Below are 25338 nucleotides of genomic sequence, written 5' to 3'. Positions count from 1 at the left end.
ACCGCCAGAGATGGGGGGACGGCGCTGGCTGGAGTGGAGGAATCATCGGAGGTTGCCGTCCCAGTCGAACATGCGGTTCAGACGGTCTCCGGAGCCCTGCGGGTTGGGCGACAGCGTCCACCAGCGGAAAAAGCCCGTGCCATTCGGATGCCAAACTTTGAACGCTAAGTTGTTCCCATCCGCATTGATGGCTTGGGAACCGCTGTTCGGGTCTACACCTCCGGCATGGACATTCCAGCGCACGCCCTGATCCTGGCAGGCCTCCTTGACATCCTCGCCGAGCGCATTGAGGTCCCCGGTGAACGTGCGGTTCTCAATGCGGTACGTGGTTTCATTGGTCACGATGGCCCGCCCACATTGGGCGGCCGCAGCGTCATATGGGCGTTTCTGTGCCCTCTGGTAACTGGGCAGGAAGATGGCCGCGAGAACGCCGATGATGGCGATCACCACGAGAAGCTCGATGAGAGTGAAGCCTTGCTGACGGGATGGATGCATGGAAGACCTCAGAACGCCCGGAGCGTGAGCTTGCCGCCGTTCTCGCGGGTGCCGTCGTTGCGGTTGTAGTGGTAGCCGCCGCTGCCATTCGGATGCCAGACGGAGAACGCGAAGTTGTCGTCGGAGGTCGCGATGCCGCTGTTGCCGGTGGTCCCGGCGGTCACGCCGTCCAGGCGCTCGCTGCTGACCTGAACACCCTGGTCCTGGCAGGCCTCTTTGACGTCGGCACCGAGGGCATTCAGGCTGCTGTCGAAGGCGCGTTTCTCGATGAAGCCGACGTTCTCGGCCGTGACGATGGCGCGTGCGCACTGGAGGGAGGCGGCGTCGTAGGGGCGTTTCTGGGAGCGCTGGTAGCTCGGGAGGAAGAGGGCCGCGAGGACGCCGATGATGGCGATGACCACGAGTAACTCGATGAGGGTGAAGCCTTGCTGACGGTGGGTTGCTGAATGTCTGTGCATTAAAACTCCTGAACGACCTTGCGGGGGGAGCTGTCACGGTGCCCGCTCAGGGCAAGGCATGAAGCCGACTGGATTTAGGGAGGTTGGGACATAGGGGTGGGGTCTCCTTGCGCAGATGGGGCGGTCGAGCGCACGCCTACGGTGCGTGTACTTGGGGTGACGCCTTGCCAGATGGGACGCCTTACCCCCGACGGGGGTACAGGCTCAGAGGCGGAGAAAGCGCTCCAGCATGGAATTTCGGTAGGGCGCGTTTGTCTGGGCGCAGTACGTCCAGGCGGCCCGCTCGCCGGAGGCCACGAGGACCGACTTCGCGCGGGTGACGGCCGTGTAGGCGAGCTGTCTGGACAGGAGGCGTTGGTGTGCGGCAGCCAGGACCACGATCACGGCCGGCCACTCACTGCCCTGGGAACGGTGGATCGTCATGGCGTAGGCCAGGGCCAGCTGCGCGGCCTCCTCCGCGGAGAACTCATAGGGCACGTCGTCGAACAGGCACCGCAGCTTCTTCCCGATCTCCGTCACCCGACCGGTCATCCCGTTCATCAGGCCGGTCTCGTGATTGTTCCGGGTGGCCATGACCGGGTCACCCACCCGCAGGCGGCCCGTCCCTGGATTGAGGGCCGCCTGCAGGGCCAGATTCAGCGCATCGACCCCCAGCGGCCCGGCTTTCCCAGCCGTCAGGACCATGGGGGGGCCCTGGGGCGTCAGGTGGGCCTGCACGAGGTCCACGATCTGATGGGTCACCTCGGCCGCGTGGAAGGGCACACCCGTATTGACCGGCGCTTCCCCGCTGATGAGCATGCCCGCGAGCTTCAGGATGGGACTGCCCTGCGCCTGCCGGTGCGTCTTCGTGAGGCGGGCTGTCGGCAACGTCTGGATGAGAGCAGCCAGGGGGTGCCCGGCGTCGATAGGTGGTAACTGATCCTCGTCGCCGACCAGGATCACGCGGGTCGCATCCGGCACCACCCGGAGCAGCTGGCTCAGGAGTTCGTTGCTCGCCATGCTGACTTCATCCACGACGACGACATCTGCCTGGATCGACCCGCCCGTGTAGGCGGCCCCGTCGTAGCCCAGGATGCGGTGGAGGGTGGTGGCCTCGCGCTCGGTGCTCTGGCTCATCCGGCTCGCGGCCTTCCCCGTGGGCGCGCATAGGAGGGTCTCCAGGCCGGCGGCTTCCAAGCTGTCGAGCAAGGCCTTGAGGGTTGTGGTTTTCCCCGTCCCGGGCCCGCCCGTGATGATGCACAGGGTGGACTGGCACCCCAGCGTGACGGCCGCGCCCTGTTCGTCGGTGAGGTGTGGGGGCAGGAGGGGCCTGACGGGCGTAGGCGTGCTGAGGACCAGGCGGATGACGTCATCGGCGAGACGGGATTCCAGGCGCAACTGATCCGGAAGGTAGGCGGCCCCCAGGGCTTCTTTCAGGGACCCGGCCTGGAAGGCGCGGGCGACGGCATCGGTGGCCTCGTCATCCTCCAGGGCATGCAGGTCCCGGAGCTCACCGTAGAGGACAGGCAAGGGCAGGCAGGTATGCCCGTGTTCCTGACAGGCGAGGCGCACGATCTCGTAGGCCAGCGCTGGGCCTCGGCGAGGGTCGAACAGACTCAGGCCCTGCTGCCGGGCGGCATAGTCGAGCACGCTCAGGGCGATGCCGTACTGCACGCCGGCATAGGGGTCCTCCTCGAAGCGCCGCACGGCTCCGGCACCGTGGACCTTGACCAGCCTGCGGGCGTGCTCGGGCGGCAGGCCCAGGTCGGCCAGGGCGCGCAGGGTGGTGTAGAGGCGGCCTTCCTTGCGGGCATAGTCCCGCATGGCTTTGAGGAGGGAGGGGGTGCAGCCGGAGATTCCACTGAGGAGGCCATGTGGCCCCTGTACCAACTCGTGCGTCTGGTCGCCCAGGGCGTGCACCACCTTGATCACGTTGCGCGCGGCCGGGCCCGGCAGGCGGGAGTAGAAGGCCCAGGCAATCTCTGTCTCCGTGACAAGACGCTCGGCCGTCACGATCTCGCCTGCCTCGACCGTGACCTGGAGCTGCGCGCCCTTGAGCACTGGGGGCAGGCCACGGGGGGCAGTGAGGCGGTGCTCGATTTCGTTCACGAGAAGGATGCACCCGTCGAGGCCTGCCTGGGTGCGCCAATGCCGCTGGACACGGCCAATCAAAGGCGGCGCAGTCATGCGCGCATGGTGGGTGTACTTGGGGTGACCTCGTGCTCGAAGTCACCCCAAGTACACCCATTCTGGGTGGCATGAGCACGCTTGACTTCTACTGGACACTCGTCTTCGAGGCCGAGCATGTGTCCGCTGCCCGTGCTGAAGTTCGCCGGCTGAGTGCGGACGTCCTGGTGGTCTGTCCGCAGGCCTGCGCTGTGGCCGTGACCCCGAGGGGTGGGGTGCGTCTCTGGGATGCGCAGGGGGAGGCGCTGGATCTGGAGGGCCTCCCCTTCACGCTCGTCGAGCAGGTGCTGAGTCTCTTCGGACCGGGGGTGTACGCCCTGGCGGTGGCCGGCACGGGTGGGGCAAACATCGAGCGGGCCTTCCGGAAACGCTAGGCCGCCCCCAGGTGGAGGCGGCCGGTGCTTTAGGGTCAGGGGTCACGCAAGAGTTGGAACGAAAATTCCCGCTAAGCATGTCAAGTTGACGTTCAGACCTGCCCTGATAGGTGTCAGTTTGAGCCGAAACGGATTTCAATTGGACAGGAAATCGCTGTATTGATCGCAGGGCATGGGTGTCAGGCTGGGGTACCCCAAACGTCACCTCCGGGTGATATTAAGTTTCTTTACTCCATATAATAAGTGGGTTTTCCATATTGTCCCACTGCTCGCTGAATAGACGGGATAAATACCTTGAACAATTTACCGCGCTCCCTTTAAAGACTGAGTCAATGCTACCATCAAAAAGACCAATAGCTCCACCTAATATGTACTTGCAACCGGTCAATGCATGGATGATTTCCTCTAGTTCGGAAGGTTGATTATTAATCCGCTCCCCACTGGGTCGCTCTCTTGAATCATTCCAAAGAGAGGTCGCAGAATAATCACTCTCCGAGTCTGATAAACGAAGCGCAATGAACTTCAAACCCTTAAAGGTTGGTGCAGCAGATTGCGCCTCGAGACAGATAGTATCTATATCGTCTTCGTCAATTCTATCAAAGTAAATCCTACTAGATAAGATCTTAATTTGTAGTAGAATTTCATCAGTATTTTTGAATTCTTCATGGAGGTAAACCACTCCAATAACATATAGAGACATATAATACCTCACTTGCAGAGGAGGGGCACTTTTTCCTTGGAAAACGTTCCTTTTGCGGGATCCCACTCGTGGCTGTGTGGGAGATCTTGACCTGAACGGGCAGCGAAGTCTATCCGTCGTACAGGATTCCCATGCGCGTCAAACTCGGTAGCAGAATAAATGCGACTTGAATCATTGGCATCAAACTGAAGTCCTGAGTGAGGACCAACGGCACCCTTCGCTGGTTCAGGAAGGCCATTTGCTCCACGCGACACATAACTCTAGCGGGACCCCGGTCAGTAGCCGGTCTTGAGGTACTTGGACAGGCGCACGGTGCCCGACTTTTTGGGGGAACAGACGGCGCCATCCCGGAGGTTGTCCGGCCGGCCCGGCTGATGCTTGACACTGAAGGTCGCCACGTTCTGGATGTTGACGTCGTACCCCTCGCTCAGGCAGGCATAGAGGATGTCGGCCAGCTGGTGGAGGATCTCGCGGCCTTCCTCGGCCGTCTTGATGCAGTTGGCCTCGGCGACGAGGCGATGGGCGATCTGAAGATTGCTCAGGGTGATGCGCTTGGGCGCAGGGGTGGCGGGCGCGGCGAGTTGAGGGGCAGTGGCGCTCATACGCGCATCCTCCGTGTACTTGGGGTGACTTCGGGGCGAATGCGCCTCGTCCCGGCTGCCCGTGCTGAGAGAAGGCTCATTCAGGCGTCCCGGTCGCGCAGGCTCTCGCTGAGACTGAAGGTCTGCTGGACACCCAAAAGCCGATCCTGCAATGCCGTACCGCACAGTGGCCCCTCCTCGAGGAAGAAGGCCATGTGCTCCAGGCTGTCCCGATTCATCTGGAGAAAGTCCGTGACGATGCCGTCCTGAACCCGGCGCAGGTCGCGCAGCACCGTGGCGTTGTGGCTGGCCTCCGCAGGTGTAGTCGGCGCATGGATGAACGGCAGGACGTGATCGTCGTCGGTAGTCGAGAGGTACCGCCGGGCGAGGCCCTCCCAGGTCAGGATGTCCTGGAGGCTGCCGTCGGAAACATCTTGCAGGAGAAGACGCTCGGCCGCTCGCCCTGCCAGGGCCAGGTGCATGTCGAAGAGCAGCTCGAACACGGAGCAGGGGCCCAGCTGGAGGTAGCCCGTCTCGACATGGGGAGAGAACAGTTCATCACCGGGATGGACGACGGCCTGGGGATGCAGGCCTTGCGGGTGGAAGGGGAGGAGGAGGGCGTGGCCGGCCTCGTGCACCCGGCAGCGGTAGGTGTCGTGGCGGGGGACCCAGGTGTCCTCCATGAGGGCAGGGGGAGTGGGTTGAGTGGGGACACGCTGCTGTGGGCGGGGCCACCAGGAAGGGAGGCGAAGGGACATGCCCGCAGCGTGCGTGTACTTGGGGTGATCTCTGTTCTCTCCCCCCGCTCTCCCCCACTCTCACAAAAAATGCTCCGGACGTGGTGGTGCTGACTGGAGGCAGCGTTGGACATGGTCAAGGTCTACGTCTATGGAACGCATATCCCCTCGGACATTCCCACGCATGAACTCGGTCCCTTTCTGACAGAGCAGGAGGCCCGAGACGCTGTCGCTCAGTTGGAGGGAAAACCCTTTGCTTGGGAACGCACCAAGTGGGGATTTATGACTTCGAGTCGAACGACGCGCTGGGTGACGGAAGTACGCGCGCACTTGCCTATGGATAAGCGCTGACCGGGCTCACGCGGGTTGGAGACCGTGAGGTCAAGAAATGGACGGGGAAGGTTGTGAGGGGAGAGTGGACCGGAGTCGGATACGCCGCTTGACAGGTGGGACGCCACACTGCGCGGCCACCGCGTGAACGACGTCGACGCTCGGGGGCCAGGGCTGCACCTGAGAGAGGCAGACCTTCATCCGCTGGAGCACCGGCAGATCCTCTGGTATCGCCAACGCATCTTCCAGGGGCCACCACTGGCCACTGGTCGGGTCGTATTCGACCCGGCTCCCGAAGTGCAGCTGGAAGTACAGCTTCAGACCATCACCCGCCGCAGGTGCCACCAGATCTCACACCACGCTTCCTTGTCCCGGGGGCGCTTGCCCCGGAATTCGATGCGGGACAGCGCGCGTACCCAGTCCGGGGTCAGGCCCTGGCCCAGAACAGGATCGGCAACGAGTGCGGCGAGGCCGAGCGGGAGGCTGTCGTGGGTTGTTCCGCCATACCCCTCGACGTCACGGAGCAGGTCCTGCAAGGTCAGGGCATACGCCCGAGCAAGGCTTTCCAGGGTATTCAGACTGGGTTGTGTGCGGCCGAGTTCCAGTTCACTCAGGTACGGCACGCTGAGTCCACAGGACGGGGCCACGTCCTTCAGACGAAGGCCGGCGGCGTGGCGGAGGGTGCGGAGTCGTTCGTGCAACAGCATGCGTGCCGCACAGCATTCCCCGCCGCTATGAAGGCAAATGCGGACTACGTCACCGTGACCGCCATCCGCGCTGACGGGCGCTCCTCAGGCGGCGTCGCTCGGCGAGGGAGCGCCCGGGCCTGCTCGAAGGGCACGTCTGTATCCGCGTTCGCCACAAAATAGTGGTAGTGCCGGCCGGGTGGCGCGTACAGCCGGATCTTGCGCTCAAGGATCGCTTCGACGATCAACCAGTCGCCCTGGTACTTCACCCACTCGCCGAGGCAGGGCAGGGGCAGGGGTTCTTGCGGATCACGCTCCTGCTGGACCTCTCGCCGGGCACGCACCCGCGCAGGCAGGCGTACGTCTTCCCCACTGCGCATCAGGCGCACGAACAGCCCCGTGGGGTTGAACACCCGGCAGTCATGCCGCACCAGCGCCCGGATGTCCTCCAGCACCCCCATGACGCGCGCGATGGGGTTCCCATACCGCAGCACTGCGGAGAGTGCCTGCGTGGCATCGACCTTCGCCTGCCCCGCCAGGGCGGTCAAGTTCACGTCCATTTCCAAGGTGTCCCTATGTTCTTGAGCTTCCTTCGGTAAATCAGACCTGCACATAGGGACACCTTGGGAAAAGATGCGCCGGAGCGTCTTCGGGCAGCTCGTGGGGAGGGCCTGGACGGCCGTCTCGAAGGATGCCAGGCCCAGAATGTCGAGCAGCCCGCGTGCGAGGTCGTAGGCGCTCACGCGGTGGGTGCGGACCATGAGGAGCAGGTCCGCCTTGAGTTGTGGGTCAAGCATCTTGCAACACCTCGTTGTGGGTGTTAAGGTGGCGCTATTCGGGCAGCCACTTAACTCCTCTTGAATTCGAAGCGAAACTCACCTGGCAGGGTGGGTTTTCTTCTTATGTCGGGGCCGTGTCTCCCCTTGTGCAGGCCTACCGTGTCGTCATCACATAGTTCGAGTATACGCACAATCCTCGTGCCGTCCGGACACGCTTACGTTGCCCAGAAGAGATCTGACCCTACCCGTGCTCCGGCAAGACTTACTGGTGCATAAGCGGGGCTTGCGGGACATCAGTGAGCAGGGCCAGCCCTACGCGCGTGAGGGTCACGTCACCCAGGGGGAGTCGCCCCCTGGCGTCATAGCGTGGAGGACCCTCCGGACTCGGGATGGGACGCACGTAGCGCTCGCCGACCAGCAGCGCGGCCAGGCCTTGTGCCTGGGCCTGGCTCAGTGGGAGGGCCCGGAGCGTCTCCAGGGACGCCACGGTGCCCAGGGCGGGTGTAGCCGGGTACAGGTGGGTCAGGAGCGCGCGGCGGCCTTGGGGCGTGGTGTCGAGCCAGGCGCGCGCGGCCGCGCGGTCGCGGCGCCGGTGAGCGGGATGATCAGTCGACATGGGGGGTAGCCTCCAGCATACGGGGACACAGGCGGCTGCATGCCGAAGATGGGCGCGGTGGCCGGCTCAATGGGGCGGAGCCGGGGGGGACGTGCGGGCGCTTGGGTCATGGCCTGCCGGAGGGCGGGCTCGTCGAGCACCCAGTCGGGGTAATCGAACGTCAGGTCGCCCGGCGTGAAGGCCTGAACGTCGAGGAGGGGGGTGAAGACCAGTGGCGAGACTTGCTGGAAGTCCACCTGGAACTGCTCAGCGTGCAGTGGGGGTGGGCACAGGATGAGATGGAAGGGTTGCACTTCGATCCAGAACAGGCCTGTGGGGGTACGCAGGATGCGAGGCTGCTCGCCCGCCCGGACGAGGCTGCGGGCAAGGAGCAGGGTGGTGGCGGGGAGGGCGTCGGCCTGGGGAAAGCGCCGCAGCGCCTGAGAACGGCGCAGGGGCAAGCCCAGGAGCGCGCAGAGGAAGTGATGTGTATGGGCCGCGAGCTTCCGCCGGAGCTGAGCCACCTGGCCGGGTGAGAATGCAGAAGTCATCAGGTGTTCTCCGGGAGGGTGCGGTCCTTCATGGCCCGCCGCATGAGCTGAGCGAGACCGGCGTGTCCGCCGCGTAGATCGTACGAGGTCATGCCCAACGCCGCCCTTCCCTCTACGGCTGAATTCTGGAGGTGGATGTTGCCCCAGGCGAAGAGCTCGACCGCGCCCGAGACGCCCTCAAGGGAGAAGCGGAGGCCTGAGTGGAGATGGGCAAGGAGTTGCCGAGCCTGGTCATCGTTCAGCGCGCAGCCGGGGACAGGACGCTCAGCGTCTGTGGCATGGCGGGCGCTGATGAGGAGATGTTCGCCCTCGGCCCAGGCGACGAAGCGGGTGTCGTAGGAGCCCAGGGTGGCCTCGTGATAGGTCGTGCTCATTCGAGGACGCCCCAGGCGCGGAGGTAGGCGACGAGGGCGGCGATGCCCGGATCATCGTGTCCCTTCGCCTCGCCCTTGCACCCGGTTCGGGGGGTTCTGTCGGTGTCGTCGGAGGCGAACAGGGGCAGGCCGCCGAGTGTGACCTTGGCATCCCAGACCACGGTCTCATAGGTCTCCAAGCCACTTCCTGTGGGGGCGATTCGCTTCTCGATCCGGTTGTGGAGGCGGAGGCGGCCGTGGGTCGCGCCCAGGCGGCTGGTGATGGTAGTCAGCAGGGGGCCGGCCCCGGCTTCTTGCCAGCCGCACTGATACTGGGGATTGAGTTTGAGGGTATAGCCGTCGGCGAGATCGAGTTCCCACCCGGGTTCACCATCGGGCAGCGTCAGGCGCTGCATCCGGTAGCCATCTGGGATGCCGGCGAGGAGGTCGAGCAACTGATCGAGGTGAAATTCGGGCGCGCGCTTGAGATCTTGGAGGCGGAGTTGGACGGTGGGGGTGAATGTCGTCATGAGGCCTCCTGAAGGCCGGGCGGGTGGTGCGCCTGGGGCTTCAGCGTGCGTGTACTTGGGGTGACCTCATGCCACTTGGCGCTGGGCTCCTGGCCTCAGCGGGAGGCGTGCAGCAGCAGACCGAGGAGAAATCCTGCCCCCCAGAGCAGCACGAAGGCCACGAGGGGCCCCAGCCAGTGCAGGGCCTCCCCTTCCTGGCGGCCGCGCCCCGTGACCAGGGAGAGCGCAATCCAGAGGGGGATCAGCACCAACGCGGGGGTCGTGACCCACCAGAGGTTGGCTGGGTCGTCGAGGCCTGCACGCCACGCCTGCACCTGTGCGGGGGACGGGGCTGCACTGCCCGAGCCCAGGAGGAAGCCGGCGATCAGGAGGCCGACCAGGGCCGCGAGCAAGGGGGGCGACATCTTCATCTGGAGGCCATAGGGTGCGTGTTCTTGGGGTGACCTGTCAACGGGATGTGCGCGCTAGAGGGCGGTTTGTGCCTTCGGCCAGGGTTCTGTTCCAGGCAGAACGCAGTAGACTGGAAGGAATGACGGCGACCGTGCTGCCCCAGGCGTTGGAAGTCCTGCAACGGGTCTGGGGGTACAACGAATTTCGGGGCGTGCAGGGTGACATCGTGCGCACGGTCGCCGAGGGGGGGCACGCGCTCGTGCTCATGCCGACCGGCGGGGGCAAGAGCCTGTGTTACCAGCTCCCCAGCCTCCTGCGCCCTGGGGTGGGCATCGTCGTTTCCCCGCTGATCGCGCTGATGAAGGACCAGGTGGATACCCTGCGCCAGCTGGGCGTGCGGGCGGCCTACTTAAACTCGACCCTCTCCCCCACGGCGGCCCGGACGGTCGAGCAGGCCGTCCTGACAGGGCGGCTGGATCTGCTCTACATCGCCCCGGAGCGGCTCCTCCTGCCCCGCACGCTGGAGCTGCTGCACCGGGCGCAGATTGCCCTGTTTGCGGTCGACGAGGCGCACTGTGTCTCCCAGTGGGGGCATGACTTCCGGCCGGAGTACCAGCAGCTCAGCGTCCTGACCACCGAGTTTCCCGAGGTGCCCCGGATTGCCCTGACGGCGACGGCCGATGACCGGACCCGGGCGGACATCCGACAGGTGCTGGGCCTGCAGCGGGCGCCGGAGTTCGTCTCCAGCTTCGACCGGCCGAACATCCAGTACCGGGTGGCGGACAAGACCAGTCCCCGGCAGCAACTCCTGGACTTTATCCAGGCGGAGCACCTGGGCGATGCTGGGGTGATCTACTGCCTGTCCCGGCGGTCGGTGGAGGAAACAGCGCAGTGGCTTCAGGAGCAGGGCCTGCCGGTGGTGGCGTACCATGCGGGGATGCCGCCGCAGGAGCGCAGCTGGGCGCAGGAGCGCTTCCTGAACGAGGAAGGGCTGATCGTGGTCGCCACGGTGGCCTTCGGCATGGGCATCGACAAGCCGAACGTGCGCTTCGTGGCGCACCTCGACCTGCCCAAGAGCATGGAGGGCTACTACCAGGAGACGGGTCGCGCCGGACGCGACGGCCTGCCGAGTACCGCGTGGATGGTCTACGGGCTGGCCGACGTGGTGAACGTACGCCGGATGCTCGCAGATAGTGACGCACCTGAGGACGTGAAACGCATCGAGGCAGGGAAGCTCGACGCCCTGCTGACCTATTGCGAGGCCGCGACATGCCGGCGGCAGTTGTTGCTTTCCTACTTCGGCGAGACGCTTCCAGAGCCGTGCGGGAACTGCGACGTGTGCCTGAACCCGCCCACGGTGCGGGACATGACGCAGGAGGCACAGATGGCGCTCTCGGCGGCGATTCGGACGGGGAACCGATACGGGTCGGCGTACTTGACGGACATCCTGCTGGGGAAGGACAACGACAAGAACAAGCGGCACCGGCAGCTCCCGACCTATGGGGTGGGTCAGGGGCATGACGTGAAGGTCTGGCGCAGTGTGCTGCGGCAGCTGGTGAGCCTGGGATACCTGACGGCCGGGCCGTATCAGGGCCTGACGGTGACCGGGCGGGCGCGGGGCATCCTGCGCGGGGAGGTGCGGCTGCTCTTGCGCGAGGACACCGTGAAGCCTCGGGCACCCAAGCGGGAGCGCGCGCAGGCGACGCGGGTGGCGATCGGCGCACATGACCGGCCACTGTTCCTGGCCTTGCGGGCATGGCGGGCAGAGCGCGCCGGGCAACTGAAGGTACCGCCGTACGTGATCTTCAGCGACGCGACCTTGAAGGCCGTCGCGGAGTTGCGGCCGGGCAGCCTGCACACGCTGGGCACAGTCAGCGGGATCGGGGAGCGCCGGCTGGCGGAATACGGGTCAGAGGTGCTGCGGATCGTGCGCTCTGGGGTCCACGAGGAGCAACGGCGGCCGCGCGGGACCGTACAGGCACACGAGTTCGGCTTGGTGCCCCAGGACGTGACCTGGGAGACGCTGGCCGCGCCCCGGGTTGGATCAGGGGGACAGGACGTGCGGCCAGCATCCCAAGAGAAGGCGGTGCTGCCCGAGCTGCTGGAGGTGACGCTGGAATCCCCAGACCCGCCCCTCCCGCTGCCCGTCGAACCTGTGGCTCCCGAAGTCGAGGTCGTGCGAGTACCGGAGGTGATTGCCCCCCTGGTGGCGCAGGTGGAGCCGAGTGTCCCCGTCGAGGCCTCAGGGCCTCAGCCGCACCCGGTGGTTCTGGTGGCCTTGCAAGAGCTGCGGCGCGAATTGGCCCGCGAAACGGGATATGCCGCGTATGTGGTTTTCCCAAACGCCACATTGACAGCGTTGGCCACTCGCCTGCCACGGACGATGGCTGAACTGATCGGCTTACCCGGTTTAGGGGCGAAGCGGATTGAGGCCTATGGAGAAAGCATTTTGGACGCGATCAATACCGAGTTGGACGAGTAGATTGCACGGCCCGGAGGGAACCCCGCGAAGCCTCCACCCACGATCAGGATGTCATAGGGTTGTTCGGACATAGGCGGAACTTTAGAGCACCCTATGAAGCGGGGCGGCGTCAGGTGCCGTCACAAGGGCGGCGTTCTGGGTGTACTCCGGGTGAGCTCAGCTTGGGCGGCAGTGGAGGGTGGTGAGGTGGGTGCCCTGAGCGTCGTTGAAGGCCCCTTTGAAGTTGCCAAGGGCATCTGCGGTCCCGCCGAGGACCGTGCCCACATCGCGCACGTCGCTCAGCATGCCCTTCTTGAAGCCGAGTTGAGGCGACATGCTCCCCTGCGTGCGGGGCGTAAGTTGGAGGTAGAGGTCGTTGAAGGTCAGGGTCGTGCCGAGATTCTGGACGATGGCCTTGCCCTGGGCGTCGAAGATGTCGCCTTGGGCATCGAAGCGGCCACTGGCGGTGCCGTCTGGGGTGAGGAGGAGCGTGAGGGTGACCCTGGTCTTGTTCAGGAGGCCCGTCATCTGCCCTTCGCAGAACAGTTGGGTCTGGGTAGGGGGTGGCGTCAGGCTCGTGGTCGCGGCGGGCATGCAGCCGGTCAACGCGAGTGCGAAGAGTGCGAAGGGGAAAGGGGTGCGCATGATGGGCCAGCCTGCCCCCTGGGCTCTGAAGCCCTTGTCACAGGAGAGAACGTTCAGTGGCCGGGCGATGATCTGGCTCACGGGGGAAGGTCTGGTGCTCAACGTCATGAGCGCAGCGGCGGCAGACATTCCAGCGGTTGAGGTCTTGGCGCTGGGCGCCGCAGCCGTGGCAGGTGCCATCAAAATCGAAGTCATGGACACAGGGGTGGCAAAGGCCGCCACTGTTAAGGCCGACCTGGGGCATCCCGCACTCGGTGCATGTGCCCTGAAGGCTGAAGTTGTTCTCCCAGGCCTGCTGGTCGGCCGTGCAGGTTGGACAGAGCGGCCAGACGCTGTCGAGCGCCTCGCTGGGGGTCAAGCAGAACGCGCAGAGGCCAGATGTCCTCCGGTCCTCGTCGGGAAGATCGTGGTGTGACTGGAGCGCTTGTGGCTGACGGCCAAGGGGAACGCCCCTGTTCACGAGCGCGTACAGGCCGTGTCGGAGGTGCTGTAAAAGGCTATGGAAAGATCGCCTGCCGCGCATGTCAAGCCTGGTCCAATGCAGGCCGGTGCTCGTGGACAGCGCCATGGGTGGCGGGGACGATCAGGAGAGGGGCAAGATGCGGGTAGAGCGGCGCACCCTGGACACTGTTCTGCCGGGCGAGGGTGGGGAGGTGCTTCTGGAAGTCGTCCCAGAGCGCTTGCGTGAGGAGATCCACGACGGGTTGAATGCCGGTCCCCCCCTGTCGCAGCAGGGCCTTGCGCAGGCGTGCCTGGATGATCTGTGGGGGGAGATGCGGCACGAGCGACCGGTCCTTCTTCCGATATGAGCCCAGGGACGTCTCGTACGTGTGGCCGGAGAGCCGGAGCGCGACGAAGAGGCGGCCGGCGCGGCGACGATGCGTGGGCATGAGAGGGAGGGTCGGGAGGGCCGTGACGGGGAGGGGCTGGACAGCCGTGAGCTGGGCCTGCCACTTCGCGAGGGTCTGATAGGGCTGGCGGTAGGACTGGGCGCGTTCATGGGCACGCACGTGATCGGGGGTACGGCGTGGACAGGTGAGGAGTTGTCGGCCGGTGGGGAGGGTAGTGTGCCGCTTGCGGAAGAGCTCGGCGCTGTCTGTGAAGAGCGTGACGGTCTGGATGTTGAAGAGGTCCAGGAGGCGGAGGGTTTCTTCGAGCGCACCTTCCTCGGAGGCCTGATCGGGGGCGAGGAGGCCCCCGAAGGCGCAGGTGCGAGGGCCGTAAGAGAAGACAGCCCCCCAGGTGCCCCCACCGCCGGGCAGGTCGCCGCTGTAGTCGAAGTGGACGGTGAGTTCGTCGAGCAGGGTCGTGCCGTGTGGTCTGGGGGCGGCTGCGGGCGATTCAGGGCTGATCGGGGGTGTGGTCACGGGTGCTCCAGGGGGCGGGTACGGCAGAGGACGTGGCCGTGGTCGAGGGCAAGGAGCGCCGCACGGGCGGGCACCAGATAGCCGTGCCGGGGGCGTGAAGGGCCCTCCGTCCGCAGATCGGTGGCGTACATGGGCACGCCAGGGCAGTACCAGCGGGTCGCGGCCGCGTGGGGCGAACGTGGGGCGTCATTCCAGATCCGGGCGAGGGCGTCCTCTCCCTCGTCATCGAGCACGCCCTGGAAGAAAGCGCGGTACTGCGCCCCGTCCCCACCGACCCACCGGGCAGGGCGGTGCTTCTGCCCACGGGGGACGGGCCAGCTCTGGACCACCTCGGGCAGAGGGGGCGGCCAGGTCTCCTCTACGCCCATGTGTCCAGGGCCTCCTGGTGAATGTGCAGTTGGGGTTGATAGCCCGGGGGATTGAGGAGGAAGGCCGCCTGCACCGGTTTCCAACGCCCATCCGCCCCTGCACTCAGGGCTTGCTGGGCGCAGGGCCGCAGCAGGCTCAGCTCGGCGCGGGGCGAGGTGAGGGGAAGCCGGGCTTCATAGACGACGCGAGCGCAGTCCTGCCTGGTGATGGTGTGCTCGTCGAGCACCAGCACCCGGTGCGTGATGTCCGGCCGCTGGTCGAGGAGTTCTCGGGTCAGGCCCAGGAAGGACGGCGGCAGGGTGACGGCCGTAGTGTGCCGGCCATTGCCCTGGGTGACGGTGAGGACCTGCCCGTCCAGGAGGACCGTCACCCGGTTATCCCAGGCGTCGATGCCGGGGCGTGGGGGGGCGGTGAGGGCGACGTACCAGGCCAGGGGGGTAGGCGTGGGGTGCGGGAGGGTGGGGGTCATGCCTGGGGCTCCTGAAGCAGGTCGAGGACCTGCTGGGTGTAGAGGTCCTGAAACTGGAGGAGATCGTGGTCGGTCGCGCCGGCGTCGCGCATGAGCTGGCGCACGATGTGGGCCCAGTCGCGCTGGGGACGGGTGAGTGTGCGGATGGTCTGACAGGAGCCGTAGCTCAGGCGCAGGTTCGTGCGCCCTGCTCGGCGGCATTGGAAGGTCTGGTCGGGCGTGATCACACCAGCCCGGAGCAAGATCTTCTGCACGCCCGGAGGGGTGGCCCAAGCGGTGCAAGGATGTCGGGTGAGCTCCGTCTGCCGGTGCTGAAAGTCCTTCCAGATCAACTCTTCCAGTCGGGGCAGGTGTGGGGCGAGCGCCGGGCCGTAGATGCGCAGCAGGTGATGATGGAGGGCCGTCTGGGTCTCCTGGGCGTCGACACTGAACTGCCCTGGCGCGTGCTGCCGGCCGAGCCGGAGGGTGTCCGGGAGACCGCTGATGCACAGATCCAGGTAGAGCGCCTGGCTCACGAGGCGGTACCGGCATTGCAGTTCCCCAGTGGGCTGAGGGGGGACGTGCTGCCCAGCGCCGTGCTGGCGTTGCCCCCAGCGGTGCACGGTGGTGTAGGGCTCCTGCTGGCGCTGAGCCTCCTCGAGGGCCTGACGGTGGCCGGGATGGGTGGGGTGACAGGTCGCCAGGGTGAAGGGGGCCGGCAGTTCGGCCGCCCGGCGCGCGACGAGATTCGGATGGTCGGTGTAAAGCTGGGCGGCCGGGAGGTTCAGGGCATGGATCAGGCGCAGGAGTTCGTTGAGCGCACCGTCCTCGGAGGCGGTGTGCGCCGGGAGCAGGCCGCCGACGCGGTGGTGGTCGGCAGGGCCTGCATAGAAGACCGCGCCCCAGGTGCCGGCCTGGTTGGGGAGGTGGGGGCAGAAGTCGAAGTAGATGGTGATGGGCGCGGCGAGGGGGAAGGCCGGGAAGCTGGGCGGAGGCGTGGCGGCGGCGGACATGCTTCAGGGTGCGTGTACTTGGGGTGACTCCGAGCGCGAGGGATGTACGGTGTTTATGTCGTGTGGCTCGAAAAAAACCGACACTTCGGGCTGTTTCGTCTGGTCGTAGAGTCGGTGCAGGTGCCAGAGGCGCTGGTCCCAATCGAGCTGGCCTGCCCAGGCCTCCGGGGTGTCCTGCGCGAGAGTGAGCAGGGACGTGGGGCTGAATGGGGTGGGCGGAAGGGAGGCGAGGAGACGTTGCGCAAGACCTTGACTGCGCGCCGTCCAGCCACGTGCGCCGAGGGCCTGGGTCAGGGTGCGGATGGTGCCGCCGGGCAGCGCGTCGTGGGTCCAGGGACGCTCCCAGGTGTCATGCAGGCGGAGCTGGGCTGGGGCGGACATGTGGGGCAGGCGCTGGCCGCCATAGTGCGCGACGAGGAGATCGGCGAAGACCTGGGGGTCGAGGAGTCGGCTGTGAGGTTCGGTGAGGAGCCGGGCTTCGAGCTGCTGGAGGTACCGGATCAGGAGGCGCAGGTCGTCGAGCGTGCCGGGGAAAGAGACGACCGGGTCGTCGAGCTGGGGTGCGGTCAGGCCGTGGGTGAGCTGAACACAGGCGTGGGGCAGGGCGAGGCGGGTGTAGGTGTCCAGACGGCCGTCCTGCACGTAGCACAGGTGCAGGGTGTCGCTCTGGGAGATGGCAAGGGGTGGAAGGGGCGCTGAGGGGAGAAGGGTGATGGTCTGGCGCAGGGTGTGCCCGGCAGAGAGGAGGAGGGTGGTCTCGCCCGTGCTGCGGTGATGGGGCTGGTCGAGCGTGGTGGCCAGCGTGGCGGGGTGGATGTCGGGAAGCGTGGCGGTGTCATCGGCGAGGTGGTGCTGGAGCAGGTGGAGGGGGAAGGGTTCGGGGGCCTGGAGGGCCTGGGCGACGGCCGTGCGGTCGGGGAGGTGTGGGGAAGCGGGCACGGGGGGAGGATGCGTGCACTTGGGGTGACCTCCAGGCGCCTCACGCGGGGCTCATGGCGTGTTTGCACGGTGAGGGTATGACCTTTTTCGATTCGATCGCGGCCGTGGACCTGGATGACCTGCTTGCAGAAATGCACGGAGGGGTGGACCGCTCTAGGGGTCTGACGCCTGAGGACTTCGACTCGGAGGACGCGTACCTCGAGGCGCTGATGGGTGAGGATGGCGAGGATGCGGGTGAGGTGATGGATGATGACCTGACGCCGGAGGAACGGGAGGATGCGCAAGCGGCGGCGGAAGAGTGGGCGATGATCGCCGAGCGGATGGTCAAGTCGGGCCGGGCGCGCGACCTGACGGCGGCGTACCAGCTGCTGGAGAACGAGCAGACCCGGATGATCCTGGGTGAAGACGCGCCGATCTACATGCACCGCTACGACGTGACCATCTGAGATGGGTGCCGTGCCCAGAAGGGAGGACTGATGTCCACGACACTGGCGGAGCTCGAAGCGCAGCGCCTGGTGTGGAGCTTATGGGTATTCGTGCCGACCTCGAATCAGTTTCTGACGGACGAGGCCTGGAAGTTGTTGATCGACTCGAAGGGGAAGCCGCTCGGCGCGGCGCAGTTGGGGCCCTTCACCTGCACGTACAGGGCGGCGCCGATCTGGTTGTTCTGCGCGGGGATGCCGTCGGCGTCGGTGAAGGCGCCGTCACCGTCCAGATCCGGCGCGATCTCCAGGGTCTGGCCCTCGGCGAGCTTCTCGGGCGCGGTGGTCGTCCACGCGCCGCCGTCCACGCGGTAGAGGGCCGCGCTGTTGGCGAACATCGGCACGGCGCCGATCAGGCTGGTGCTGGCGGGGACCGTGTCGCGCAGGCGGCCCTGGCGCAGGAGGGCGTCGCCGCCGTTGCGCGCGAACAGGGCGTACTTGATGACGCTGCACGGCTCGGCCACGATGGGCTGCTTGTAGGTGTCCATGTTGTCGAACATCGTCTGGCCGCTCGGGCAGTTCAGGAGGCCGTCGGCGTCCACCGTGCACAGGGCCTGCGTCTTGTCGATGCGGCCGATGCCGCGCGTGATGTAGAGCTCGTCCACGCGGAAGGCCTCGGCGTTGTAGGGCGTCAGGACCGCCCGCTCGGGCGAGGCCGTCTCGGGGCTGTAGGCGAACAGCCGCACGGTGCTGGAGCTTCCATTGGCTTCGCCTGCGGGGACCTGCTGTGTGACGAACAGGGGCTCGCTCTGGCCCATGGCGAGGTCGCCGAAGGCGGCGAGGGCCTGCTGCGGGGTGGCGTACTCGGTCGTCTGGGTGCCCAGGCGGTAGGTGGTGGGGTACTTGCCGGCACTCTGGTCGAGCTGCAGGCTGCTCGCGTTCAGGGTGACGTTGCCGGTGTTGCGCAGCGTGTGTTGCGTGACGATGGTGGCGGGCGCGGTGGTGCGCCGCTGGTTGTCGCCTTGCAGTTCGGCCCCCACGCGGTCCTGGGTATCGACACAGCCGATGTTGCCGCTGTCGGCCACGGTATGGTCCGCGCCGCTGGTGGCGACCGGGGAAATCTGGAACTGGGTGGTCCCGGCCTCGGCGGCGTCGATGGGGTAGGTGGCGAAGAGGGTGCGCGTCTCGCCCACGTCCAGGCTGACGGAGGTGACGGGCTGGTCGGTATCGGGGTTGAAGGCGCCGTCGCCGTCGTCGAGGTAATAGGTGACGGCCGTGTTCTGCTGGGGGGCGGCGTTGCCGAGGGCGGTGGTGAGGTCGTAGACGTCGGGACCGTTGCTGACGTTCTGGATTTCGTAGGTGAGGACGGCATTCTGGCCGGGGATACCGATGACGGTCTGGCCGCAGACGGGGGTGCCGCCGGGATTGCCGTCGGTGCCGCCGTTGGGGGTGATGGCGACGGCGGGGACGTGCTTGACGGTGGCGGTGACGGTGTTGCTGGGGTCGGTGGCGTTCGTGCCTTCGTCGGTGAGGTAGTCGAGGGAGCCGGTGTTGGTGATCTCGGTCCCGGCGCGGGTGGTGTTGCCGGCGACGGTGTTCTGGGCGGCGCTGGCCTGGGAGAGGCTGAGGGCGCCGAGGAGCAGGAGGAAGGTGGCGGCGGCGGGCTGGGCGCGGTGGGTCATGGGGTGTCCTTGGGGCGAGTGAAGGCGGGCGTGGGGGGCGGCCGGGGCGGGGCGGATCAATCGACCTGGATGTCGTAGGCGACGGTGTAGGGGGTGTTGAGCTGCATCTGGGGGAGGGTGACCTGCACGGCGCGGTACTCGCTTTCGGGTGCGGGGACCTGCCGGGTGACCGTGCGGCCGTGTTCGGTGACCTGCACGGTTTTCATGGGCGTGGCGGCGAAGGTCTTGCCGTCGAGCGAGAAGGCGGCGGTCGCGCCTTTGGGGAGGTGGAGCTGGCCGGCGTAGGTGGTGTGGGCGGGGACGGGGATGGTGGCGCGGGGGCTCTTGAGGGTCTTGTCGGTCTTGGCGATGGCCACCTGGCGCAGGGTCTGGCCGGGGAGGGTGGTGTCGACCTTGCGGAGGGTGACGGTGCCGTTGGTGGTGACGGTCTGGTAGAGGCCGAGTTCGAGGGTGGCGGCCTGTGCGGCGGAGCCGGCGAGGACGAGGAGGGCGGTGGCGGTACGCAGTGGCTTCATCTGGTCTCCTTGGCGTGACATCGGCCGGGGGCCTCCCGGTCTGACTGCCCCCAGCGTGTGGGGCGCGAGGGTTTCGGCTGCTTGCCCGGGACCAGGGGGCGTTCAGCAGAAAGGCGCACCTGGACGTGAAAAACGCCCTGGCTCGGGGCCAGGGCGCGGGGTGGTGCGGTGGGATTAGAGGTGCGGGCCGGACAGGTTCGGGGCGTCCGTGGGGACGGACAGACCCAGCCGGTCGAGTGCGGCGCGGCGCAGCGCTTCGGAGCGGGTGTGGACCAGGACGACAGTGCCCATGCCCAGCGCGACACTGAGCAGGGTGGACAGGGTTTCCGGGAGGCCGGGGAGGAAGGCGAGCAGGATGAGCGCCAGGACGATCATTACGGCCAGCCCGGCGACGTAGGCGCTGAGTTCGAAGCCGCCGACCAGGGCGCGGGGCGTGAGGGCCAGGGCGTGGTCGGCGTGGAGGGCAGGCTCGGTCTGTTTCAGGTGGGTCTCGCGCAGGGCCTGCCAGTGGCCCAGGTGGCGGGGGTCACGGTGCTCGCCACTGGTGATGACGGGGAGCAGGTCGCGCAGGGCCTGGGTGTAGGGGACGGTGCCGGGGGTGTGGCCCCGGAGGAGGGGGTGGTCCTGGAGAGGGTTGTCCATGGCGGCAGCGTGGGGGCGGGAGGGTCAAGGGGGCAATGGGAGGTGAACAGCTGAATGCGCCTGCGAAGGCACGGACTTGGGGTATTGTTTTATATTCCCGTAGGTATAAAGATCTAGATTATTTTATTATAGGGTTTGGTTTAAAAAGATTCAGAGTATTTTAGAGGAGATACGCTGAAAATATATTTCTTTCGGATCAATGCCTTCACGAGTAAAAAGATTTGGTATATGCGTATCTCCGTCCTCTACTTCAAGAGCAAGTAACGCTAAGTCGAAAGCATCTTTAAGGTGACGCCCTTGAGAAATTGCCTGATACAATGCCGCAGAAAAGATAGGCGCATCGGCGTCATCAACCTCTTCATTCATACCGATTGCTGCATCAATATGCTCTACGGCTGCCTGAGCAAGTCCACTGGAATGGCATGACATGAATACTGCCACGCGTAGATTCTGACTCAGCCGGAGTGCTTTGACTACCAGGGCGTTATCTTGAGCATCTATATCTCCACTCTCATTGATAAAGCACAGGGATTCGTTATCACCATGACCACTGAAGTGAAGCAGATGGGGCCTATAGCGTTCCAACTGCGGCATAAAATCTCGACCCGTAGCCGCCGGATGTACCTGAAGTGTAAGTGCTTCTCTATCCGTAGAGCCCCACAGTGCGGTCTGAACGGCTTTGACTTCTCGATCGACCCAAAGAGGTGCCTCAGCTGTGTTGGCTGTCAATAGCAGCAAGTGTGGCACCTCCAGCAGGGTAGTTGCAGTGGAAGTGGTTTTCCGCTCCAACCGATCTGCAAGGTCATAAAAAAGTGTCCTCCAGAGCGAGAGAACTTTTCGGTGGAAATCTTCGTCCGGGGCTTCCCCATTAAGAACCTCATCTCTTACACGAGACATTTCTGCATTCAGGTGAGGAGGTATCTGGAACATGATTCGAGCTCTCTCATTCAATGAAGCATGGCGTTGGGGATTTCCCACCAGTGCAGCGTGCTGACGACTCAAAGTCTCAATAATATTACCGGCTAGACCTGAAATTCGAATCTGCGCTTGCGTGATTAAACTATTTTGTTTATCTGTAAGATAGGCAAGGTCTAGAAATAGATCTACTACATCTGGATCATCAATAGATTCTGGGTTATCATTTATATGATCTATGATTGCCTTTTCCAAAATTGTAAGCAAACTTCCGACCTTAGTACGGTCTTCGCCAATCTTCGGTGCCGTAAGAGGCATTGCACCGGACATGAGGTCTTGACCCGCTATGATGTCCAAACCCCGCTGACGACTGGTTTGATATGTAGGAGAAGGCACATTAGGCTGTATCATACAGTTGTTTCGATCTATATCTTTAAATTCAATACTAGCATCCAATCTGTTAAATAACCAGACTGCTTCTTGATAATGAGATTCAAGACTTCGGGTAAAGTTTTGGTTTAACTTTTTATGGTCTTCTAGGGCTAACTTAACCAAAGGAGACAGTTCGGGATCATCCAGAAGCCAGTAAAACGACTGAAGAGAGTATGCCAAAAAGTTCCCATTGCCAACCCTAGAGGTCAGCTCGTCTAATCTTCTTTGGAGAATGGGCGGTAACATGCTCGTCACAAGAGGAGTATATCGGACAAAAAATTATCCTGGGAAAATTTTGGGTTTTGCATAATCCACAACAATTCAAACGTATGACTTGCAAGAACGCTGGGTAACGTACTTGATCAGGCCGAAGTCTGCGGCGTCGAGCGCGGCGATCACGGGCAGACGGTAGACCTGCCAGAGCTGTCCAGCGTCGGCTTCCTCGCCGCAGTGGATGTACGGGATACCGGGGGCGAACCAGCGCAGGCCCCGCCTGGGCGCGGGGACGGTGGAGCGCATTCGGGTCTCGGGGTGTCCACGCTCGGCCAGGGGGGTGAGCCAGGCGCGGTATCCGGCTTCGTCACCGAACATGCGGGCGGGGCTGTGGCGATGGCCTCGGGGGATGGGCCAGCCTGGGGGGAGCAGGCGGAGGAGGTGAGGCTCGAGGAGATGGATGTCGGGCATGGGTTCAGGGTGGGATGCGTGAGGGTGTAGGGCGCTCCCCTGACCGTTTCTGGTTTCACGCTAAATGCGCATGGATCAGTAATCTCAGCCAATCAGTCTGCCTCAAGGGGGTTGAGGCAATACAGCCGATGCGTCTTCCCTGCCTTACAGTGCAGATGCGCTGTTGTCGCCTCCACGTAAGGACTGGATCATGCTCCGTAGGCTCCTCAATGCGCCTGCCTGCTCGGTCTCGGTCATCCCGGCCAGCATTCTGACCTCGACAGCTCGAACAGCGCTGCTCGCCTGCTCCAACTGGTGTCGGCCCAGGGGGGTGAGTTCTGTCGGCAGCACCTTCCCAACGGCGGCTTCCGTTGCCCTGGTAACGTAGCCCTCGTGTTCCAGGGTCTGCAGCAGGACATTCATCGACTGACGGGTCACGAAGGTTCCCCGCGCGAGTTCAGAGTTCGAGAGCCCCGGCCGTTGTGCCAGCAGCTCAAGGCAGGAATAGCGGGTCACGCTCATCCCGAGTGGCCGCAGCACCTCCTCCATCGCAGCGCGTAGAACGCTCGATGCTTCTTTCAGGAGGTAGCCCAGGGAGGTCTCCAGGTCGATCCCAGTGGTGTCTTGACGCATGTCAGTATTCTGACATAGTATGGGCGTGTCAGGAAACTGACACACAGAGGAGGATCACCATGCCCGTCACTGGACCCGACTTCATCTCACTCCAAGCGAGCGACCTCGCCATCTCCCAGGCGTTTTATGAGCGATATCTCGGCCTGGTCCGCTCTCCAGCTGGCCCTCCACATGCCGTTGTCTTCCAGACGACGCCGATTGCTTTCGCCTTACGGGACGTAGTGCCCGGCACCCCTCTCTCCGGCACCCCTCAGCCTGGCATCGGTGCCGCGATCTGGCTGCATGCGACGGACGTCCAGGCCATTCACGACGCGCTGGTCACCGACGGCCATGCCATCGTCTCCGCACCCATCGATGGTCCCTTCGGCCGGACATTCACGTTTGCCGACCCTGACGGTTACCACATCACGCTCCACGACCGCGCGTGATCAACTAGAGTGCGTTTCGAAAGGTCATGAAGATGATTTTGCACGCCCTGGTACAGACGTAGGCTGATGAATGACGCGCCGAGCCTATAGCAGCGACCTGACCGATGAGGAATGGACTGTCCTGGAGCCTTTTCTCCCACGTCCGGAGCACCCGGGACGACCTCGCATCTGGTCCTTACGAGACATCCTTGACGGTATTTTCTACATCCTGCGTGGCGGCAACGCCTGGCGGTTGATGCCGCACGACCTCCCACCTTGGCAGACCGTATACGGGTATCACCGTAACTGGCGCATCAGCGGCTTCTGGGAGCGGTTGCATACCCTCCTGCGCGAGCAGGTTCGGACCCAAGCGGGCCGCGATCCGACGCCTAGTGCCGCGATTATTGACAGTCAATCGGTACGGACCACCGAGGCCGGTGGTCCACGCGGCTACGACGGAGGGAAGAAAATTAGCGGGCGTAAGCGGCATCTGTTGGTCGACACGCTTGGTTTGGTGATGGGAGTGGTGGTACACGAAGCGGATATCCAGGACCGCGCGGGCGCGGTCCACCTGTTTGAGAAGGTGCGCAACGTGTTTCCTCGCATGCAGCACGTCTGGGCCGACGCCGGGTATTCTGGAAAACTGATTCCAGCAGTCAAGCAGGTAGTGGGCTGGACGCTGGAGGTCGTCAAGCATCCCTGGGCAGGCAACGGCTGGACCTGGGCGCGGAAGGATCGCCCCCTCCCGCCCAGTGAGATCCCGGAGGGCTTTGTGGTCCTGAAGCGACGTTGGGTGGTGGAGCGGACCTTCGCTTGGCTGGGCAAGTCAAGGCGGATGAGCCGGGATTTCGAAGCCTTGCCAGAAACCTCCGAGAACCTCGTCTACGAAGTCATGATCCGCTTGATGGTCCGTCGGCTGGCTGCCGCCTGATGGCTCAGCCCTACCCTTTCAAAACGCTCTTTACTGATTCATGCGTTGATTCATAGCGTTACGCACCGGCGTTCTCCCGCCTTGCTTCGGCAACTGGAGCTCCGTCGCCACGCGCTTCTCCCGCTGGGGCCAGCAAGCCGTGTGGACGCGCGTCCTCGCACAACTTCAACAACTTGCTGAAGGGCAAGGTGACATTGACTGGCACAAGCCGTCCATCGACTCCACCGTCGTCCGAGCCCATCAACATGCCGCAGGGGCACAAGGAGGTCAACAGCATGAAGCGCTCGGCCGCTCCCGAGGTGGATTCAGCACCAAACTACACCTCAAGTGCGGGGGGTAGGGAAAACCGCTCGCTCTTCACCTCACTGGTGGTGAGCGCCACGACATAGTCGGCTTTCGCCCACTGCTCAACGGGGGGAAGGTGAAACGTTACGGTCCTGGGCGACCCAAGCAACGCCCGAAGCAATTGGTGGGCGACCGCGGGTACAGCAATGGTGTCGCTCGTATGGAGCTGACTCGTCGAGGCATTCGCGCTGTGATCCCACCCAAGCGGAATCATCGCCGTTCCCAGGCGTACGACCATCGGATGTACCGTGAGCGGAATCAACTTGAGCGGGCGATCGCTCGGCTCAAGCGCTACCGCCGAGGAGCGACGCGATATGACAAACGGCAGCTCCATGATTTGACTCGGCTGACCATTGCGGTGGTATTGGCGTGGTTGCCAACTGAAGCGGCCGAATCAGGAATCACGCACTGACAGGCACAATACGGGCATGAAGCCTTCTCCTGATTCCCTTCCCATTGTTTTACAAGCTCGCAATGACAAGCCGCACGACGTGACGTTGGTGCTGGAGCCTTGGGGGGAAGAGGTCGTGCTCCTGAGCGGTGTGACAGTCACCGTGACGGTTCACGGTGTGCGTGCACAAGAGGTTGAATTCGTTTGGGGCGAGCAGGACGTGACGCTCTTCGTGGCGCCAGGCAGCACGGTTGAGGTAGCGGACGAGCAAGGGGTACAGGTGCTTGAGCTGGCTCTACCTGTTCCGGGCCTTCCGGAAGGAATGTCGACGCGTGCGTTCGTGAGTCAGGTACTCACAGGCGAGGACCAGACTTGACCCTGGCCCATGAGAAC

32 protein-coding genes and 1 pseudogene are annotated in these 25338 nt (G+C 64.4%); 9 read left to right on the top strand and 24 right to left on the bottom strand.

Features of this window, described 5'->3' with window-relative positions:
• Positions 1–42: 42 nt before the first annotated feature.
• From DGO_RS17575 to DGO_RS17565, 3 genes are all read right to left on the bottom strand, one after another.
• Positions 43–495 carry a type IV pilin protein gene (locus DGO_RS17575; protein ID WP_014686524.1) on the bottom strand — a complete coding sequence of 151 codons (453 nt, stop codon included), beginning with the start codon at positions 493–495 and terminating at the stop codon, positions 43–45.
• Between the two features lie 8 nt (positions 496–503).
• Positions 504–953 carry a type II secretion system protein gene (locus DGO_RS17570; protein ID WP_014686523.1) on the bottom strand — a complete coding sequence of 150 codons (450 nt, stop codon included), beginning with the start codon at positions 951–953 and terminating at the stop codon, positions 504–506.
• A gap of 204 nt (positions 954–1157) precedes the next feature.
• Entirely contained in the window at positions 1158–3119 is a 1962-nt protein-coding gene (locus DGO_RS17565) for an AAA family ATPase (protein WP_014686522.1), read from the bottom strand.
• Between the two features lie 71 nt (positions 3120–3190).
• Here DGO_RS17565 and DGO_RS17560 point away from each other — a divergent pair, with 71 nt between their 5' ends.
• Positions 3191–3493 carry a hypothetical protein gene (locus tag DGO_RS17560; RefSeq protein WP_043804569.1) on the top strand — a complete coding sequence of 101 codons (303 nt, stop codon included), beginning with the start codon at positions 3191–3193 and terminating at the stop codon, positions 3491–3493.
• A 217-nt stretch (positions 3494–3710) separates the two neighbouring features.
• Here DGO_RS17560 and DGO_RS21975 read toward each other — a convergent pair whose 3' ends face one another.
• From DGO_RS21975 to DGO_RS23465, 6 genes are all read right to left on the bottom strand, one after another.
• On the bottom strand, positions 3711–4172 hold the full coding sequence (locus tag DGO_RS21975) for a hypothetical protein (RefSeq protein WP_145975486.1): 462 nt from the start codon (positions 4170–4172) through the stop codon (positions 3711–3713).
• A 296-nt stretch (positions 4173–4468) separates the two neighbouring features.
• Entirely contained in the window at positions 4469–4795 is a 327-nt protein-coding gene (locus tag DGO_RS17555) for an HU family DNA-binding protein (protein WP_014686518.1), read from the bottom strand.
• Between the two features lie 80 nt (positions 4796–4875).
• The gene (locus DGO_RS17550; RefSeq protein WP_014686517.1) at positions 4876–5457 is read right to left on the bottom strand and encodes a hypothetical protein; all 582 of its coding nucleotides are present in this window, start codon (positions 5455–5457) and stop codon (positions 4876–4878) included.
• Between the two features lie 701 nt (positions 5458–6158).
• Positions 6159–6548: a helix-turn-helix domain-containing protein gene (locus DGO_RS17545; protein WP_014686514.1), complete on the bottom strand. Its 390-nt coding sequence runs from the start codon at positions 6546–6548 to the stop codon at positions 6159–6161.
• Positions 6549–6592: 44 nt separating this feature from the next.
• Positions 6593–7324, bottom strand: a complete 732-nt coding sequence (locus DGO_RS17540) for a hypothetical protein (RefSeq protein ID WP_014686513.1) — start codon at positions 7322–7324, stop codon at positions 6593–6595.
• A gap of 244 nt (positions 7325–7568) precedes the next feature.
• The gene (locus tag DGO_RS23465) at positions 7569–7922 is read right to left on the bottom strand and encodes a hypothetical protein (RefSeq protein ID WP_145975485.1); all 354 of its coding nucleotides are present in this window, start codon (positions 7920–7922) and stop codon (positions 7569–7571) included.
• Positions 7923–8023: 101 nt separating this feature from the next.
• On the opposite strand from DGO_RS23465, the gene DGO_RS23460 reads away from it, so the two are divergent.
• A complete protein-coding gene (locus DGO_RS23460; RefSeq protein ID WP_145975484.1) occupies positions 8024–8437 on the top strand; it encodes a hypothetical protein in 414 nt (137 codons plus the stop codon).
• A 14-nt stretch (positions 8438–8451) separates the two neighbouring features.
• Here DGO_RS23460 and DGO_RS17525 read toward each other — a convergent pair whose 3' ends face one another.
• From DGO_RS17525 to DGO_RS17515, 3 genes are all read right to left on the bottom strand, one after another.
• Positions 8452–8826 (bottom strand): hypothetical protein, encoded by a 375-nt coding sequence (locus DGO_RS17525; protein WP_014686509.1) that lies wholly within the window; start codon positions 8824–8826, stop codon positions 8452–8454.
• Positions 8823–9335 carry a hypothetical protein gene (locus DGO_RS17520; RefSeq protein ID WP_014686508.1) on the bottom strand — a complete coding sequence of 171 codons (513 nt, stop codon included), beginning with the start codon at positions 9333–9335 and terminating at the stop codon, positions 8823–8825. Before DGO_RS17520 ends, DGO_RS17525 begins: the two co-directional genes overlap by 4 nt.
• Positions 9336–9430: 95 nt before the next feature.
• Positions 9431–9739 (bottom strand): hypothetical protein, encoded by a 309-nt coding sequence (locus DGO_RS17515; protein ID WP_145975483.1) that lies wholly within the window; start codon positions 9737–9739, stop codon positions 9431–9433.
• Positions 9740–9864: 125 nt separating this feature from the next.
• Here DGO_RS17515 and recQ point away from each other — a divergent pair, with 125 nt between their 5' ends.
• Positions 9865–12207 (top strand): DNA helicase RecQ, encoded by a 2343-nt coding sequence (gene recQ / locus DGO_RS17510; protein ID WP_014686506.1) that lies wholly within the window; start codon positions 9865–9867, stop codon positions 12205–12207.
• 156 nt (positions 12208–12363) lie between these two features.
• On the opposite strand, the gene DGO_RS17505 is transcribed toward recQ, so the two are convergent.
• Positions 12364–12831 (bottom strand): hypothetical protein, encoded by a 468-nt coding sequence (locus DGO_RS17505; protein ID WP_145975482.1) that lies wholly within the window; start codon positions 12829–12831, stop codon positions 12364–12366.
• Between DGO_RS17505 and DGO_RS21960 the strand changes: the two genes are divergently transcribed.
• The gene (locus tag DGO_RS21960; RefSeq protein ID WP_145975481.1) at positions 12830–13246 is read left to right on the top strand and encodes a hypothetical protein; all 417 of its coding nucleotides are present in this window, start codon (positions 12830–12832) and stop codon (positions 13244–13246) included. The two genes, DGO_RS17505 and DGO_RS21960, sit on opposite strands and share 2 nt — an antisense overlap.
• Positions 13247–13355: 109 nt before the next feature.
• Here the strand turns inward: DGO_RS21960 and DGO_RS17500 are convergent, their stop codons facing one another.
• The 5 genes from DGO_RS17500 to DGO_RS17480 are packed head-to-tail and all read right to left on the bottom strand — an operon-like array spanning position 13356 to position 16967.
• A complete protein-coding gene (locus DGO_RS17500; protein WP_014686503.1) occupies positions 13356–14198 on the bottom strand; it encodes a hypothetical protein in 843 nt (280 codons plus the stop codon).
• A complete protein-coding gene (locus DGO_RS17495) occupies positions 14195–14566 on the bottom strand; it encodes a hypothetical protein (RefSeq protein ID WP_014686502.1) in 372 nt (123 codons plus the stop codon). Before DGO_RS17495 ends, DGO_RS17500 begins: the two co-directional genes overlap by 4 nt.
• Positions 14557–15036, bottom strand: a complete 480-nt coding sequence (locus DGO_RS17490; RefSeq protein ID WP_014686501.1) for a hypothetical protein — start codon at positions 15034–15036, stop codon at positions 14557–14559. The genes DGO_RS17495 and DGO_RS17490 overlap by 10 nt, the downstream gene beginning before the upstream one ends.
• A complete protein-coding gene (locus tag DGO_RS17485) occupies positions 15033–16028 on the bottom strand; it encodes a hypothetical protein (RefSeq protein WP_014686500.1) in 996 nt (331 codons plus the stop codon). Before DGO_RS17485 ends, DGO_RS17490 begins: the two co-directional genes overlap by 4 nt.
• A 3-nt stretch (positions 16029–16031) precedes the next feature.
• Positions 16032–16967 (bottom strand): hypothetical protein, encoded by a 936-nt coding sequence (locus DGO_RS17480; RefSeq protein WP_014686499.1) that lies wholly within the window; start codon positions 16965–16967, stop codon positions 16032–16034.
• Between the two features lie 77 nt (positions 16968–17044).
• Between DGO_RS17480 and DGO_RS17475 the strand changes: the two genes are divergently transcribed.
• Positions 17045–17413 carry a hypothetical protein gene (locus tag DGO_RS17475; protein WP_014686498.1) on the top strand — a complete coding sequence of 123 codons (369 nt, stop codon included), beginning with the start codon at positions 17045–17047 and terminating at the stop codon, positions 17411–17413.
• Positions 17414–17517: 104 nt separating this feature from the next.
• Here the strand turns inward: DGO_RS17475 and DGO_RS17470 are convergent, their stop codons facing one another.
• The 6 genes from DGO_RS17470 to DGO_RS17450 all read right to left on the bottom strand — a co-directional run bounded on the left by DGO_RS17470 (position 17518) and on the right by DGO_RS17450 (position 22871).
• Positions 17518–19071 (bottom strand): hypothetical protein, encoded by a 1554-nt coding sequence (locus DGO_RS17470; RefSeq protein ID WP_014686497.1) that lies wholly within the window; start codon positions 19069–19071, stop codon positions 17518–17520.
• Positions 19072–19127: 56 nt separating this feature from the next.
• Entirely contained in the window at positions 19128–19586 is a 459-nt protein-coding gene (locus DGO_RS21340; protein ID WP_014686496.1) for a hypothetical protein, read from the bottom strand.
• A gap of 174 nt (positions 19587–19760) precedes the next feature.
• Entirely contained in the window at positions 19761–20228 is a 468-nt protein-coding gene (locus DGO_RS17460; RefSeq protein ID WP_014686495.1) for a hypothetical protein, read from the bottom strand.
• A gap of 150 nt (positions 20229–20378) precedes the next feature.
• Positions 20379–21821: a CHAT domain-containing protein gene (locus DGO_RS21955; protein ID WP_014686493.1), complete on the bottom strand. Its 1443-nt coding sequence runs from the start codon at positions 21819–21821 to the stop codon at positions 20379–20381.
• A 75-nt stretch (positions 21822–21896) separates the two neighbouring features.
• On the bottom strand, positions 21897–22166 hold the full coding sequence (locus tag DGO_RS21950) for a hypothetical protein (protein ID WP_145975479.1): 270 nt from the start codon (positions 22164–22166) through the stop codon (positions 21897–21899).
• Positions 22167–22403: 237 nt separating this feature from the next.
• Positions 22404–22871, bottom strand: coding sequence for a MarR family winged helix-turn-helix transcriptional regulator (locus DGO_RS17450; RefSeq protein ID WP_014686490.1), 468 nt, complete (start codon positions 22869–22871; stop codon positions 22404–22406).
• A gap of 59 nt (positions 22872–22930) precedes the next feature.
• On the opposite strand from DGO_RS17450, the gene DGO_RS17445 reads away from it, so the two are divergent.
• From DGO_RS17445 to DGO_RS17430, 4 genes and pseudogenes are all read left to right on the top strand, one after another.
• On the top strand, positions 22931–23299 hold the full coding sequence (locus DGO_RS17445; protein WP_014686489.1) for a VOC family protein: 369 nt from the start codon (positions 22931–22933) through the stop codon (positions 23297–23299).
• 70 nt (positions 23300–23369) lie between these two features.
• Positions 23370–24209 carry an IS5 family transposase gene (locus DGO_RS17440; protein WP_014686488.1) on the top strand — a complete coding sequence of 280 codons (840 nt, stop codon included), beginning with the start codon at positions 23370–23372 and terminating at the stop codon, positions 24207–24209.
• Between the two features lie 352 nt (positions 24210–24561).
• Positions 24562–24966: pseudogene (locus DGO_RS24915) on the top strand (transposase); the annotation flags it as partial.
• A gap of 16 nt (positions 24967–24982) precedes the next feature.
• The gene (locus DGO_RS17430) at positions 24983–25321 is read left to right on the top strand and encodes a hypothetical protein (protein ID WP_014686486.1); all 339 of its coding nucleotides are present in this window, start codon (positions 24983–24985) and stop codon (positions 25319–25321) included.
• Positions 25322–25338 lie beyond the last annotated feature (17 nt).

Origin of the sequence: Deinococcus gobiensis I-0 (assembly GCF_000252445.1) — a bacterium.
In the GTDB taxonomy this organism is placed as follows: domain Bacteria; phylum Deinococcota; class Deinococci; order Deinococcales; family Deinococcaceae; genus Deinococcus; species Deinococcus gobiensis.
The sequence above is the reverse complement of the archived record's forward strand: the minus strand, read 5'-3'. Positions and strand labels throughout refer to the sequence as shown.

Excerpts from the sequence above, each read along its gene's own strand:
- DGO_RS17545 (WP_014686514.1), bottom strand. The coding sequence starts at position 6,548 with ATGCTGTTGCACGAACGACTCCGCACCCTCCGCCACGCCGCCGGCCTT.
- DGO_RS17430 (WP_014686486.1), top strand. The coding sequence starts at position 24,983 with ATGAAGCCTTCTCCTGATTCCCTTCCCATTGTTTTACAAGCTCGCAAT.
- DGO_RS17475 (WP_014686498.1), top strand. The coding sequence starts at position 17,045 with ATGACCTTTTTCGATTCGATCGCGGCCGTGGACCTGGATGACCTGCTT.
- DGO_RS17495 (WP_014686502.1), bottom strand. The coding sequence starts at position 14,566 with ATGGGCGTAGAGGAGACCTGGCCGCCCCCTCTGCCCGAGGTGGTCCAG.
- DGO_RS17540 (WP_014686513.1), bottom strand. The coding sequence starts at position 7,324 with ATGCTTGACCCACAACTCAAGGCGGACCTGCTCCTCATGGTCCGCACC.
- DGO_RS17445 (WP_014686489.1), top strand. The coding sequence starts at position 22,931 with ATGCCCGTCACTGGACCCGACTTCATCTCACTCCAAGCGAGCGACCTC.
- DGO_RS21340 (WP_014686496.1), bottom strand. The coding sequence starts at position 19,586 with ATGAAGCCACTGCGTACCGCCACCGCCCTCCTCGTCCTCGCCGGCTCC.
- DGO_RS17515 (WP_145975483.1), bottom strand. The coding sequence starts at position 9,739 with ATGTCGCCCCCCTTGCTCGCGGCCCTGGTCGGCCTCCTGATCGCCGGC.
- DGO_RS17565 (WP_014686522.1), bottom strand. The coding sequence starts at position 3,119 with ATGACTGCGCCGCCTTTGATTGGCCGTGTCCAGCGGCATTGGCGCACC.
- DGO_RS17570 (WP_014686523.1), bottom strand. The coding sequence starts at position 953 with ATGCACAGACATTCAGCAACCCACCGTCAGCAAGGCTTCACCCTCATC.
- DGO_RS21955 (WP_014686493.1), bottom strand. The coding sequence starts at position 21,821 with ATGTTACCGCCCATTCTCCAAAGAAGATTAGACGAGCTGACCTCTAGG.
- DGO_RS17555 (WP_014686518.1), bottom strand. The coding sequence starts at position 4,795 with ATGAGCGCCACTGCCCCTCAACTCGCCGCGCCCGCCACCCCTGCGCCC.
- DGO_RS17550 (WP_014686517.1), bottom strand. The coding sequence starts at position 5,457 with ATGGAGGACACCTGGGTCCCCCGCCACGACACCTACCGCTGCCGGGTG.
- DGO_RS21950 (WP_145975479.1), bottom strand. The coding sequence starts at position 22,166 with ATGTTCGGTGACGAAGCCGGATACCGCGCCTGGCTCACCCCCCTGGCC.
- DGO_RS17440 (WP_014686488.1), top strand. The coding sequence starts at position 23,370 with ATGACGCGCCGAGCCTATAGCAGCGACCTGACCGATGAGGAATGGACT.
- recQ (WP_014686506.1), top strand. The coding sequence starts at position 9,865 with ATGACGGCGACCGTGCTGCCCCAGGCGTTGGAAGTCCTGCAACGGGTC.
- DGO_RS17560 (WP_043804569.1), top strand. The coding sequence starts at position 3,191 with ATGAGCACGCTTGACTTCTACTGGACACTCGTCTTCGAGGCCGAGCAT.
- DGO_RS23465 (WP_145975485.1), bottom strand. The coding sequence starts at position 7,922 with ATGTCGACTGATCATCCCGCTCACCGGCGCCGCGACCGCGCGGCCGCG.
- DGO_RS17450 (WP_014686490.1), bottom strand. The coding sequence starts at position 22,871 with ATGCGTCAAGACACCACTGGGATCGACCTGGAGACCTCCCTGGGCTAC.
- DGO_RS17470 (WP_014686497.1), bottom strand. The coding sequence starts at position 19,071 with ATGACCCACCGCGCCCAGCCCGCCGCCGCCACCTTCCTCCTGCTCCTC.
- DGO_RS17460 (WP_014686495.1), bottom strand. The coding sequence starts at position 20,228 with ATGGACAACCCTCTCCAGGACCACCCCCTCCTCCGGGGCCACACCCCC.
- DGO_RS21960 (WP_145975481.1), top strand. The coding sequence starts at position 12,830 with ATGATGGGCCAGCCTGCCCCCTGGGCTCTGAAGCCCTTGTCACAGGAG.
- DGO_RS17525 (WP_014686509.1), bottom strand. The coding sequence starts at position 8,826 with ATGAGCACGACCTATCACGAGGCCACCCTGGGCTCCTACGACACCCGC.
- DGO_RS17575 (WP_014686524.1), bottom strand. The coding sequence starts at position 495 with ATGCATCCATCCCGTCAGCAAGGCTTCACTCTCATCGAGCTTCTCGTG.
- DGO_RS17485 (WP_014686500.1), bottom strand. The coding sequence starts at position 16,028 with ATGTCCGCCGCCGCCACGCCTCCGCCCAGCTTCCCGGCCTTCCCCCTC.
- DGO_RS17520 (WP_014686508.1), bottom strand. The coding sequence starts at position 9,335 with ATGACGACATTCACCCCCACCGTCCAACTCCGCCTCCAAGATCTCAAG.
- DGO_RS17505 (WP_145975482.1), bottom strand. The coding sequence starts at position 12,831 with ATGCGCACCCCTTTCCCCTTCGCACTCTTCGCACTCGCGTTGACCGGC.
- DGO_RS17490 (WP_014686501.1), bottom strand. The coding sequence starts at position 15,036 with ATGACCCCCACCCTCCCGCACCCCACGCCTACCCCCCTGGCCTGGTAC.